This is a genomic window from Kosakonia sp. YIM B13588, from assembly GCF_042788165.1.
GTDB lineage: Bacteria > Pseudomonadota > Gammaproteobacteria > Enterobacterales > Enterobacteriaceae > Kosakonia > Kosakonia sacchari.
Window position 1 is genome coordinate 213,487 of sequence record NZ_JBHZPO010000003.1, and the last position, 12,714, is coordinate 226,200.

Sequence of the window (12,714 nt, forward strand, 5' to 3'; positions counted from 1 at the left end):
GGCGTGTCACTCAGGTGTTTTTTGCACGTTACCGCTGCGTTTACTTCAACAAAGCATCAACAGATCCGCCGCGCTCATGGCGAAAGGTATCCGCGTCACCGACGCCGGTTCAATCGGCAACGTGATAGTTCAGGGCTAGGCCCCGGCGTTCACCAAAGCGCAAAACCCGTGCCGCACGCGCCGCCAATAAGCGATTTGCTTCAGGTTGTTTTTAAAGAGGGTACTGGAATCTGGATGAGTGCGCGCTTATCGCTCAACTGCGCATAAAGTTATACAGCCCGGCAACTGGCGCCGCCGGGCGATGGGATCAGGCACCCGCTTTATTCAGCGCGGCGATTTCATCTGCGGAGAGGTTTAACGACACGGCGGTGACAAAGCTGTCGATATGCGCCAGTTTGGTGGCACTGGCAATCGGTGCGGTAACGCCCGGTTGCTGGATCAGCCACGCCAGCGCCACTTCGGCGGGTTTCACGTTGTGGCTGGCCGCCACGCTTTCCAGCGCCTCAACAATGGCGAAACCACGCGGGTTCAGATATTTGGCAATGCCCTGCCCACGCTGGCTTTGGCTCAAATCTTTTTCGCTGCGGTATTTACCGGACAAGAAACCGGACGCGAGGCTGTAATAGGTCACCACGCCAATGTTTTCCCGTATCGTTAAATCCTGCAACGCGCCTTCAAAGCTGGAACGGTCATAAAGGTTATATTCCGGTTGCAGCACCTGGTAGCGCGGCAGACCTTTGGCGTCTGCCACTTTTAGCGATTCGCCCAGTTGCTCGGCATTCAGATTGGATGCGCCAATGGCGCGGATTTTCCCGCTTTTCAGCAGTTTTTCATACGCGCCGAGCGTTTCGTCATAGGCGGTTTCGCTGTCTGTCCAGTGAGAAAAGTAGAGATCGATATAGTCCGTTTGCAGGCGGCGTAACGAATCTTCCACCGCCTGGGTGATCCAGCGCGCGGAAAGGCCTTTCTTACCCACTTCACCCATATCCGCGCCGACTTTGGTAAACAGCGTGACTTTGTCGCGCGCGCCAGGATGCGCCGCCAGCCAGTTGCCAATAATGGTTTCCGATTCGCCGCCTTTATTGCCCGGCACCCAGCGCGAGTAAACATCGGCGGTGTCGATAGCGCTAAAACCCCTTTCCAGCAGCGCATCCAGCAAGCTGAAGCTCTGCTTTTCATCGACCGTCCAGCCAAAAACGTTGCCGCCGAAAACCAGTGTTGGGATCTGTAACCCTGTTGTACCCAGTGAACGTAAAGCCATGTGCTGATACCTCCGTAAGAGTGCGCAATGAACTACGCAAAGAGGTTAATCCTGGCGCGCAGTGGCGTATATTTTTTGGTCATCCGTGCGGTTTAAAAGCCGGGTGAGTGTGCAGCAACGCGGTGATCGGCCGCAGATGTTCGCGCAGCACGCTATGCAGATGGCGAATTGCCGGGGAAAACTGTTTGCGATGCGGGCAAATCAGATTCAGCGGCGTGGCTTCGCCGGGGTGTTGTGGCAACAACACTTCCAGCCGGCCTGCCAGCACATCGGCGCTGATATCGATCCACGATTTATAAATAATCCCCATGCCTTCCAGCGCCCAACGCCGGGCAACATCAGCGTCGTCGCACTGCATCCGGCTTTTGACGATCAACTGGCGGCGCATGCCGTTTTCCGGGAAGCTCCATTTGTCATACACCTGGCTGTTCATGGTGAAGAGTAAACAGTGGTGATTAACCACGTCATCAAGTGTTTGCGGGCGTCCGTGGTGCGCCAGGTAAGCCGGTGACGCCGCCAGTACACGACGGTTATCCTCCGCCAGTGGCAAGGCGACATAGCTGTTGTTGTCCAGCACGCCGTAACGAATGGCGATATCGACCGGATCGCGAAAGACATCGCTGATTTGATCGGAAAGCGAAAGCCGCAGCGACACTTTGGGGTGCTGCTCGCAAAAGCGCGTAATCAGCGGCAGCAGCACATTGCGGCCTATATCGGAAGGCACCGCCACGCGCAATTCACCCTGAATCTCTTTATCGCCGCTGTGCAAACTCTCCGCACCAGCCGCGACAACCGCCAGCATCTCCTGGGCGAAAGGGAGATATTTTTCCCCTTCGGCGGTGAGGCGCAAACTGCGCGTGGATCGGACAAACAGCCGTTTATCCAGATCGCGCTCCAGCCGGTGTACCGCCGCGCTCACCTGGCCTGGCAACAGCCCGGCTTCGCGCGCCGCGTTTGAAAAACTTCCCAGTAGCGCTGAACGGACGAACAGCGTGACATCTTCCAGCCGAATCATGGTTTCTCCGCAGGGTGAATAACAGGCGAGTGGCTCCTTTGTTTTGCCAGAAAACAGCGTCCTGGCAAACACCATTTTCACTCGCCGAGTGAAAGTGCTGCCTTTTTACACCGATTTATCTTGTGCCGCTTTCTGTTTATTCTCGTCACACTCTACGGGACGGTTCGCCCCGAATTTTTCATCTATTGCGCAGGAGAACGACAATGACACTTGATGATGCGGTAATTGCCCGCCATACCGTGAAAGCCTTTGAACCCGGCAAAACGCTGCCGCAGGATAAAATCGACACCTTGCTCAACGTGCTGCAAAACAGCCCCTCTTCAGTGAACTCGCAACCGTGGCACTTTGTGGTCGCCTCCACGCCGGAAGGCCGCGCGGCAATGGCGAAATCCGCCACTGCGGCGTTCATCTATAACGAGCCGAAAATCGTCAATGCGTCTCACGTTATCGCCTTGTGCATCCGCAGCGATCTTGATGAGCAGCACCTGCAAAATGTACTGGAACAAGAGCAGAAAGACGGTCGTTTTAAAGACGAAGCGGCAAAAGCGGGTCAGGATAAAGGCCGCCGTTCGTACGTAGCGATTCACCGTTATGAGCAGCGCGATCTGCCGCAGTGGATGGAAAAACAGGTTTATCTGGCGCTGGGCGGCCTGCTGCTGGGTGCGGCAATGCTGGGGATTGATGCCACACCGATGGAAGGTTTCGACCAGCGCGAACTGGATCTTGCCCTCGGCCTGCGTGAGAAAGGGCTGACCAGCGTGGTGCTGGTGTCGCTCGGCGTTCGCAGCGACAACGATTTCAACGCCGCGCTGCCAAAATCGCGCCTGCCGCGCGACGAGATTTTCACCTTTATTTAAGCTCCTGCGCTACGCCATGCCTCTCCCTGCCGGAAGAGGCATGGCACGTCTTAGCAATTCCCGCGGGTGTTAGCAAAAAAGCGACAGGTCAAATCGTCGCTTTTTCTGCATTCAGGCCCGGCACAAGGATCACTTTACGGCAATCTTCGGCATGTTTATCGAAGATCTCATAGCCGCGAGCGGCCTCTTCCAGTGGCAGGTGGTGCGTGACGATCTCTTCCGGTTTCAAATGACCAGACTCAATCAGCGGTAACAAATCCGGCAGATACGCATGCACATGCGTCTGGCCCATTTTGAACGTCAGCCCTTTGTCGAAAGCATCGCCAAACATAAACGCATGGATAAAACCAGCATATACACCGGGCACGCTGACAATCCCGCCGCGTCGCGTAGCGGCGATCGCCTGGCGGAGCACTTTCCCGCTACTGCCTTCGATTTTCAGCGTGCTGAGCACCGTTTCGGTGGTGCTGCCTTTGGCTTCGAATCCTACGGCATCGATAACGGCGTCAACGCCACGGTGTCCCGCCGTATTTTCGATTATCCAGGCGGCGGGATCGTCATTTTTATCGAAGTTAATCGGTATTACGCCATAGCGATCGCGGGCAAAAGCCAGCCGGTAATCGCTGTCATCAATCATAAAGATCTGTTCGGCTCCCTCCAGACGCGCGCAGGCCGCCGTGAGTAAACCGACCGGCCCGGCACCGTAAACCGCCACGCTGGAGCCGGGTTTCACCTCGGCGTTTTTCACCGCCTGCCACGCGGTAGGCAAGATATCGGAGAGAAACAGCACTTTCTCATCGGCCAGTGTGTCCGGCACTTTAAACGGCCCGGTGTTCGCTTTCGGCACGCGTACATATTCGGCCTGGCCGCCAGGAATACCGCCGTACAAATCGCTGTAACCAAACAGCGCCGCAGGCGGCGTGATGCCTTTGCGGTTCAGCGCCGCGCCTTTGCCGGAATTGGTTTGCTCACAGGCAGAGTACTGGTGAAGTTTGCAGAAGAAACACTCCCCGCAGGCAATGACAAAAGGGATCACCACCCGGTCGCCTTTACTGACGGCATGAACACCCGGCCCGGTTTCCACCACTTCGCCCATAAATTCATGGCCAAATATATCGCCGTGATTGGTGCCCGGTATTTTCCCGTGATAAAGATGCAGATCGGAACCACAAATTGCCGTTGCGGTAACGCGAAGAATAATATCGTCTGAAGATTCGATAACCGGATCGGGGCGGTTATCAACGCTAACTTTATGCGCGCCGTGATAAGTCAGTGCTCTCATATATCCTGTTCCTTATAAGGTTCAGACAGAACTGATAAGCATAGAACAGACCAGAGCAGAGAAATAAAATAAGCAGTAATTCTTAATGTCAGCGAAACGGTTATTTGGGTCACAAAAACATTGCCTATGGAATTACCGTTTCGCTTGTCAGGAGAAAATAAAAATAGTTATCGCCGGGCAGAGAGTTATTTATCGTAATATTTTAGTAATGCGGTTAAATAATCAAAGCCAATACTCTCGACTAACCTTCTCTCTCGCTGACCGCTCCCATTTAGCCAACCCTTGATGATCTCGCAATCGACAAAAAAGATGTCATAAATCGTGTCATTCAGCGCCGATAAGTCCTTATCACTGTTAATCCCCAGCACGCCGTTTTCGACAGGGGTATTTTGAAATAGTGCCCACTGCTTCTGCGCATCCACGATGATAAAGCCGCCATACTCGCGGCTATCATGCATCTGTTTGCTCAACCCGGCGATGTTCACCAGCCAGTCTTCGCGAGAATCTATTACGCCTAAATACGTATAGCTGGTGCTGGCGAAAACATGCGCGCAACCTGTCGCGCCAAAGCAGGCACGAATAATTTGCTGCGTTGCCGTTATCAACCAATCTGATGTACAGATGTCGTTATCAAAAAAGAAATAGCGGGAAAATTTCTGTGTAAAAAGGGGCCAGGAAGATTCGCCCCCTTTGTTATCGTGTCGAATGGATGTTGCATTATGTGCGCCAGGTTAACGAAGAGTGCTCAACAATACCCCTTACGATTGCTGTCACTCAATCCTTCCCACCAAATGACACGCCACATGATGCCCTGGTTCCACTTCACGCAGCACCGGGATTTCAGCGCGGCATTGGGCGGTCGCCAGCGGGCAGCGCGACGAGAATCGGCAGCCGGACGGCGGGCGCGACGGATCGGGAATTTCCCCCTGTACCACAGCGACGGGTTCACTATCCGGGTCGAGCGTTGGCACCGCCGCCAGCAATGCCTGGGTGTAAGGGTGCAGCGGCCGGTTAAACAACGTGTCACGGCTGGCGGTTTCCACCAGTTGCCCGAGGTACATCACCGCGACGTCATCGCACAGGTGTTCCACCACGCCCAAATCATGGGAGATAAACAGGAATGTCACGCCGCGATCGTCGCGCAGGTCGGCAAAGAGATTAATGATTTGCGCCTGAATAGAGACATCCAGCGCCGAAATCGGCTCATCGGCGATGATGAAATCCGGGTTGAGGATCAACGCGCGCGCAATGCCAATACGCTGGCGCTGCCCGCCGGAAAACTCGTGCGGGAAACGGTTGTAATGCTGCGGTGCAAGTCCGCAAATCTTCATCACCTCCAGCACCTTGAGCATAAGCTCTGCCCGGCTGCACAGCTTATGCTCAAGCATCGCTTCGCCAATCGCATCGCCCACGCGAATACGCGGATTCAGCGAACTGTAAGGGTCCTGAAACACCAGCTGGATTTTCGGGCGCAGCGCGCGCATCTGTTTCGCGCTCAGGTCTTGTAGCTCCTGGCCGCGATACTTCACACTGCCTGCGGTTTTGTCGTACAGCCCGAGCAAGGTGCGGCCAACGGTGGTTTTACCGCTGCCGGACTCGCCCACCAGCCCGAAAATCGTCCCCTGGCGAATCTTAAAACTGACGCCGTCCACGGCGCGTAACTCCCCGGTTTGCTGACCAAACAGCCCGTCACGCAACGGGAAGTGCTTTTTCAGCCCTTCCACTTCAATGACATATTGCTGGCTCATGCTGTTGGCTCCAGAAGCGTACTGTGAATACACGCGGCTTGCCGCGTCTGGCCGATAAGCGGCGGAATGCCCGCGCGACACGCCCCGGTCGCCCGCTCGCAGCGATCGTAAAAGGCGCAGTACGGCGGCAGCGCGGCGAGATCCGGCACCTGGCCGGGAATGGAGTAAAGCCGACGTCTGCGCTCGCCCGGAATGGGACGTGCTGCGATCAGCCCTTTGGTGTACGGGTGCAGCGGGTTACGCAGCACATCGGCCGTCGGGCCTTGTTCAACGATGCGTCCGGCGTACATCACCACCACATGTTCCGCCATCTGCGCGATCACGCCTAAATCATGAGTGATCAGCATCAGCGCCATCTCATGCGCCCGCGCCTGGTCGCGCAGCAGCCGCAAGATTTGCGCCTGCACGGTAACATCCAGTGCGGTGGTCGGTTCGTCGGCGATCAGCAGTTTTGGCTGGCAACTCAGCGCCATGGCAATCATGATGCGTTGCAACATGCCGCCGGAAAGTTGATGCGGATAGCTGCTCATCAGGCTCTCCGCCCGTGCAAGCCCCACCTCGGTAATTAACTGCGTGGCATGCGCCCATGCCGCTTTTGGCGTTTCTCCGCGATGGCGAATCAGCGGTTCGCAAAGCTGCTCGCCGATGGTCAGCACCGGGTTAAGCGCGGTCATCGGCTCCTGGAAAATCATCGCCAGTTGGTTGCCGCGCAGATTCGCCATTTTTGACGGCTTCAGGCGCAGCAAATCAGTGCCCTGAAACAGGATTTGCCCGCCGTCAATGCGGGCCGCTTGCGGTGGTAACAACCCCATCAATGACATGGCGGTGACGCTTTTGCCGCAGCCGGACTCACCCACCACGCCGATAGTTTGTCCGGCGTTGATGGTGAACGACACGTCCTGCACGGCGCGCACGCGCCCCTGATCGCCGGCAAAAGAGAGGGACAATTGATTAAAGGTGACCAGCGGTTCGCTCATTTCACGCTCCGTTTCATCTTCGGATCCAGCGCATCGCGCAGGCCGTCACCCAACACGTTAATCGCAATCACGGTAATAAAAATGGCGATACCCGGCGGCATCCACAGCCACGGGCGGCGCTGAAAATCAATCAGGCTGTTGGCGGCGTCCATCATGTTGCCCCATGATGGCGTGGGCGGCACCACACCAAGCCCGAGGTAACTCAGCGCGGACTCCATCAGGATGGCGTTCGCCACAGCCATCGTCGCCATCACCACCAGAATCGGGATGGTATTCGGCAATAAGTGACCAAACAGACGGCGACGCGACGACAAGCCCAGCACCTGCGTCGCCAGCATAAAATCGCGCTCGCGCAGGGAGAGAATTTGCCCGCGCACCAGCCGCGCCAGTTTCGGCCACTCCAGCAAACTGAGCATGATCACCACCATGTAGATGCGTGATTCAGCGGAGAAATCGAGTTCCGACAGCATCGCCCCGGCGACAATCAGCAGCGGTAAACTCGGGATGGTCATCACCAGGTCCGCCAGCCGCATAATCAGTTTGTCTGTCCAGCCGCCCGCATAACCGGAGACCGCGCCCAGCAGATAGCCGAGCGCCACGGAGAGCAGCATGGTCAGCAGACCGATAATCAACGAAATGCGCCCCGCCAGCAGCAGGCGGGTATAGACATCGCGGCCCAGAAAATCGGTGCCCAGCCAGTGCTCCGCACCGGGCGGGTTGTTGATCATCAGCGCGTCGGTGGCGTCGTTTTTCCACGGCGACCAGAGCGGCCCAATCACGCACCAGACCGTCATCACCACCAGCAAAAACAGGCACAACATGGCTAAATGATTATGGCGCAGCGCTTTCCACGCTTGCCGCCACGGTGAAGGCGTGGCCTGCGCCAGCGCCGGGATTTCCGCTTTACGCAGGCGGCGATTGGTTGAAAAAAGCGAACCGAACATCACGACCTCACCCGAATACGTGGATCAGCCCACGCGTAAAGCACATCGGCAATCAGGTTGCCAAGAATGGTTAGCACTGCCAGGAACAGAGTAAAGCCCATCAGCACAGGGTAATCGCGCGCCGCCAGCGAATCGATATGAATATGCCCCGCGCCCGGCCAGTTAAACACTTTTTCGGTGATGATCGCGCCCGAAAACAGCCCCGGCAGTTCAAAACCGAGCAGGGTAATGATCGGCAACAATGCATTGCGCAGCGCGTGTTTAAAAATCACCGTCCGTTCGCGCAGCCCTTTGGCGCGCGCGGTGCGGATAAAATCCATCTTCACCACGTCCAGCATGCTGGCGCGGAAATAGCGTGTCAGACTGCCCGCCTGCAACATCACCAGCGCCAGCACCGGCAGCACCAGGTGCGCCGCCACCTGCATCACCCACGCCCAGCCGCCTTCGTCGCTACCGGTATTGGTCATGCCGCCGACCGGCAGCCAGTGCAGATCCACCGCAAACCACTTAATCAGCAACAGGCAGAGGAAAAAGGTCGGAAAAGACATGGCAGCGAACACCACCACGCTCACCAGGTGATCGAACAGCGAGTTGGGTTTCAGCGCCGAGGCGATACCCACCGCCAGGCCGATGCCCCAGTAAAAAACCAGCGCGACGCTTGCCAGCAGGAACGAGTTCCAGATGTACTGGTTCAGCAACTGGCTCACCGGGATTTGATATTGCAACGAGAAGCCTAAATCACCGCGTAATAACTGGCCGAGCCAGTGCAGATAGCGGGTGAACAGCGGTTGATCGAGGCCATAAATGGCTTTCAGTTCAGCGGCGCGGGCGGCGGTCAGCGTGACGTTGCCGTCAATAAAGTCGCCCGGCGTTTTGGCAAACAGCATGAAGATAATCAGCGAAGCCAGCAGCAGCATGGGAATGGTTTGCAGCAGCCGCCTCAGGATAAAATTTCGCATAGCGTTCTCATGGCAACTGCCGGGAAGCCCCGGCAGTTGTGATGGTGTTACTTAACGATTTTCACATCCGGCAGGCTGCCGGTCAGACCGTTGTAGATATCCGGTTTAAAACCGGTGACGCGGGCGCTGCTGGCCGACAAAATCTCGCGGTTGCCCAGCAGGATCACCGGCGGATCATCCGCCAGCACTTTATAGAGCTGGTGGTAAATCGGTTTACGTTTTTCCACATCCAGCACCGCGTTACCTTCGTTAATCAGCTTATCGACCTGCGGGTTGTTATAGCCGGACTCTTTCGCTTCCGTGCTGTAGTAATCCCACACGCCGTCATGCGGATCGTTTAACGTGCTGGTGCTAAAGGAGGCGAGGTCATAATTGCCGGCTTTACGCTGCGCCATAAGGGCGTTGAAGTCGACAACCTGCGGTTTCAGCAGCACGCCAATCTGTTGCCAGTTCTCTTTGGCAATCGGGATCAGCGCGTCGTTCAGCACTTTTTTGCTCACCAGCAACGTCAGTTCCAGGCGTTTGCCGTCTTTCACGCGGATGCCGTCCGGCCCCGGTTTCCAGCCCGCTTCATCCAGCAGTTTTTTCGCTTGCGCCGGATCGAATTTGTACGGGTTAACACCGTCAGTGTTATAGGCCCAGGAGATCGGCGCAATTGGCTCAATCGCCACTTTGCCGTAACCCTGATACACCACATCAATCAGCTTCTGGCGGTCAAGACCGTAAATCAGCGCCTGGCGCACTTTCACGTCCTGCAACGCCGGGCGACGCACGTTGAATTCCACTTTGCTGTAATCGCTGGAGCCGTACAGGTTGATATTGGCGAAGCCGAGCATTTTCAGCTGTTCAATATCATCCGGGCGCGAGGTGAACGCGTCATAGTCCGTCTCGCCGGTCTGGAACAGCTGGAAGTTGGTGGACGGGTTGGTCACGCGATAGATAAAGCGCGGCGTTGGCGGTGTGCCACGGTAGAAATGGGTGTTGGCGTGGAAACGGATCTCCTGGCCCGGAATGTATTTCTCATAGACATACGGCCCGTTGCCCAGCGGTTTGCCGTGCAGCGTACGCAGGTAATCCAGGTTGCCGCGCTGATAGCCCTTGCCGTAATAGGCTTTGGACAGTACCGGCCCGCCAATTTTCGCCAGCGTTGTGGCACCCGGTTGGGTGGTGGTGACTTGCAACGTTAACGGATCAATCACCTTCAGGCCGCTGACGCTGTCCGCTTTCCCGGCTTTGTATTCCGCGCCGCCCGCGATATTCGCTAGCGTGATATCCGTGTCGCCATCATATTTCGGGTCGTAGAGCACTGTCAGAGTAAAGGCCACGTCTTCAGCGGTCAGCGGCGAGCCGTCGCTGAAAGTCAGGTTCGGGCGCAACTTGATGGTATAGACCTTGTTGTCCGGGCTAACCGTCCAGCTTTCGGCAAGACCCGGCACCAGTTTGCCATGGCTGTCCCAGTCGATCAGGCGCGAGAAGATGACGTTGGTGACGTTTTCATCCCAACCATTGACGAAGAAGTACGGGTTAAAAATCCCCTGCGGCTCCGAAATACCGGCTACCACCGTGTCTTTGCGCAGCTTCGCCGCCGCCGGGATCTGGCTGGCGTCTGTCGCCGGTGTGATGCCTTCTTTCAAGATCTCATCGGCGAACGAGGCAGACGAGAACGCCACCACGCTGCTTAGTAACGCGATTTTCAGCGCGAGGGTGAAGCGCGTGGGTTTTGTTTTTAAGCTATTCACAAAGCTGGCCAAAATTGCTCCCTCATCAAATGATTGCGTGGAATTTACAAATAATGACGAACGATAAGAGCCGCACCGCACCCTGTCTAACAACGAAAACGTATGGCTTATAGCTAAACGTCCTTAGCAAACTTATGGCTAACGATTGGAAAAATTCAGCTAAACGGCTGATAACCCGCGCTGCGCGGGAAAGTTAAGCACAAGGGAAAATACCCCGTTATGTTTTTCCGTGAGACTGACTGGAAGAAAAGCGTTTATTTCATCTGGCAGCAAACCAAACCGTAACGGCGTTTTGCGTAAAATTTATTTTAACGAAGGTAACAAAAAGCCCCCGACCGGAGGCTTTCAAAAAAGCGATTAGCGTTTGCTGACATCGGGAATAATTAAATCCCCGCGTACCCGGTAAGCCCCCAGCACGCTCTGCGTTTTTTCATTTAGCCAGGCGACAATGCGCGCTGCCATCGCGTCCATCGAATATTCGATAGCCGGAATGGTAGGAATGCCCGGCAAATGCAGTGAACCGGCGAGGCTGAAGACCATAATGTCGCCCGGCACCGATTTATTAAACGCCTGCAATTGCGGGATCACGCGCTGGGCTTCCTGCTCGTCCGCCACCAGCAACGCGTTGAAATTCAGAGTAGTGGCGTTATTGAGCAGCACCTGCAACGCAACAGAGGAAGTGGTGTCATCCATAAACACCAGGTTGCGGTTAAACGGCAGGAAATTATTTTCCAGCGCCAGCTTATAGCCGTGCAGCACTTGATCGGCCGCGGCGGTGCGCGGGTGGATCAGCGCAATTTGTCGGCGGCTCTGGCTAATCAGGTAGTTACAGGCCGTTTCGGCGGCGAAGGCGTGATCAAATTGAATACAGTTGGGCGTGGCGTCGGCAGACTCAACGCAATCCACCAGAATGACGTTTTCGTCGTCAATTTTGAGCGGGAAACGCGCGCCGATGATCAGCACATCGTCGCACAACCCGCAGGTCAGCTCATCCAGCGCGCTCATCACTTCCGCTTTGGTGTTGGCGAAGCGCAGCAGCAGATGTTTCTGGCTCTGGCTTAAATGCTTTTCCAGCGCGTAGAGGTAGCCGGTGGTTTGGTTGATATTGTCCTGGGCGCAGATAACACCGATGCAGCCTGTCGACTGGCTGAGCAATGACTGCGCGATAACATTGGGCCGATAATTCAGCTCGTCGACCGCTTTCAGCACCGCGAGGCGACTGGCTTCCTTAACGCCGCGCGAACCGCTCAACACCCGTGAGACTGTGGCTTTCGACACCCCAGCTAAACGTGATACATCGTTGATTGTAGACATCTTTCTCCCCTGACAGGCGCACATTGCGCCCGCAAAATCTAAATACTTCAACGGCTAATATATAACCACACGCAGTATAACGGTTTCGCTTTTTGATGGAAACCGATTTTCCGTTTTGCGCTTTTTGTTCTCAATAGAGTGCCAAATTCCGTGACACAAATCCAATTACGGCATCAGATAATTCATAGACATTGACAGCTATCACACTTCTGCGGTGAATAAATGGAAACCGGTTTCCATATGATATCCAATCGACCCCGCAATAACTTTTTACACTTCGAGGATGGTTAACGATGTTCAGGATTATGTTGTGCTGTTCAGCCGGTATGTCCACCAGCTTACTAGTGAGGAAAATGCTGGAAGCCGCGAAGGAACGCGATATACCGGTAGAGATCGACGCGTATGGCGTCGCGGAGTTCGACACGCAATTTCCGCGTTACCAGGTCGTGCTTCTCGGACCGCAAGTCAAATACATGCTAAACACGCTGTCAGAAAAGGCCGCCGCTCAGGGCATTCCGGTCCAACCCATCAACCCGATGGACTACGGAATGCAACGTGGCAATGAGGTACTGGACTATGCACTGTCGCTCATAGAAGCGGCGCATTAAAAAGGTGTTC

Annotated in this window: 12 protein-coding genes; 2 read left to right on the forward strand and 10 right to left on the reverse strand. The window is 55.6% G+C overall.

Features of this window, described 5'->3' with window-relative positions; genetic code table 11:
• Positions 1-307: 307 nt before the first annotated feature.
• Together ACFX4U_RS08500 and ACFX4U_RS08505 are read right to left on the reverse strand one after the other, a co-directional pair.
• Positions 308-1,261 (reverse strand): aldo/keto reductase, encoded by a 954-nt coding sequence (locus tag ACFX4U_RS08500; protein ID WP_313508150.1) that lies wholly within the window; start codon positions 1,259-1,261, stop codon positions 308-310.
• Between the two features lie 79 nt (positions 1,262-1,340).
• Complete coding sequence (locus ACFX4U_RS08505) at positions 1,341-2,276, reverse strand: LysR family transcriptional regulator (RefSeq protein WP_313508151.1); 936 nt, start codon at positions 2,274-2,276, stop codon at positions 1,341-1,343.
• A gap of 203 nt (positions 2,277-2,479) precedes the next feature.
• On the opposite strand from ACFX4U_RS08505, the gene nfsB reads away from it, so the two are divergent.
• Entirely contained in the window at positions 2,480-3,133 is a 654-nt protein-coding gene (gene nfsB, locus ACFX4U_RS08510) for an oxygen-insensitive NAD(P)H nitroreductase (RefSeq protein ID WP_305734652.1), read from the forward strand.
• Positions 3,134-3,221: 88 nt separating this feature from the next.
• On the opposite strand, the gene ACFX4U_RS08515 is transcribed toward nfsB, so the two are convergent.
• The 8 genes from ACFX4U_RS08515 to ACFX4U_RS08550 all read right to left on the reverse strand — a co-directional run bounded on the left by ACFX4U_RS08515 (position 3,222) and on the right by ACFX4U_RS08550 (position 12,096).
• Complete coding sequence (locus ACFX4U_RS08515; RefSeq protein ID WP_313508152.1) at positions 3,222-4,415, reverse strand: zinc-dependent alcohol dehydrogenase; 1,194 nt, start codon at positions 4,413-4,415, stop codon at positions 3,222-3,224.
• 185 nt (positions 4,416-4,600) lie between these two features.
• Positions 4,601-5,020, reverse strand: a complete 420-nt coding sequence (locus ACFX4U_RS08520) for a hypothetical protein (protein ID WP_313508153.1) — start codon at positions 5,018-5,020, stop codon at positions 4,601-4,603.
• 165 nt (positions 5,021-5,185) lie between these two features.
• Positions 5,186-6,163: an oligopeptide/dipeptide ABC transporter ATP-binding protein gene (locus tag ACFX4U_RS08525; RefSeq protein ID WP_313508154.1), complete on the reverse strand. Its 978-nt coding sequence runs from the start codon at positions 6,161-6,163 to the stop codon at positions 5,186-5,188.
• Positions 6,160-7,140: an ABC transporter ATP-binding protein gene (locus ACFX4U_RS08530; RefSeq protein ID WP_313508155.1), complete on the reverse strand. Its 981-nt coding sequence runs from the start codon at positions 7,138-7,140 to the stop codon at positions 6,160-6,162. Before ACFX4U_RS08530 ends, ACFX4U_RS08525 begins: the two co-directional genes overlap by 4 nt.
• Entirely contained in the window at positions 7,137-8,084 is a 948-nt protein-coding gene (gene opp4C, locus ACFX4U_RS08535) for an oligopeptide ABC transporter permease (protein WP_313508156.1), read from the reverse strand. The genes ACFX4U_RS08530 and opp4C overlap by 4 nt, the downstream gene beginning before the upstream one ends.
• On the reverse strand, positions 8,084-9,043 hold the full coding sequence (locus ACFX4U_RS08540; protein ID WP_200551155.1) for an ABC transporter permease: 960 nt from the start codon (positions 9,041-9,043) through the stop codon (positions 8,084-8,086). Before ACFX4U_RS08540 ends, opp4C begins: the two co-directional genes overlap by 1 nt.
• Before the next feature lie 47 nt (positions 9,044-9,090).
• Complete coding sequence (locus ACFX4U_RS08545) at positions 9,091-10,794, reverse strand: ABC transporter substrate-binding protein (RefSeq protein ID WP_305734647.1); 1,704 nt, start codon at positions 10,792-10,794, stop codon at positions 9,091-9,093.
• A 345-nt stretch (positions 10,795-11,139) separates the two neighbouring features.
• Positions 11,140-12,096, reverse strand: a complete 957-nt coding sequence (locus tag ACFX4U_RS08550) for a LacI family DNA-binding transcriptional regulator (RefSeq protein WP_131412503.1) — start codon at positions 12,094-12,096, stop codon at positions 11,140-11,142.
• A 293-nt stretch (positions 12,097-12,389) separates the two neighbouring features.
• On the opposite strand from ACFX4U_RS08550, the gene ACFX4U_RS08555 reads away from it, so the two are divergent.
• Positions 12,390-12,704 carry a PTS sugar transporter subunit IIB gene (locus ACFX4U_RS08555; RefSeq protein WP_017458127.1) on the forward strand — a complete coding sequence of 105 codons (315 nt, stop codon included), beginning with the start codon at positions 12,390-12,392 and terminating at the stop codon, positions 12,702-12,704.
• Positions 12,705-12,714: the final 10 nt, after the last annotated feature.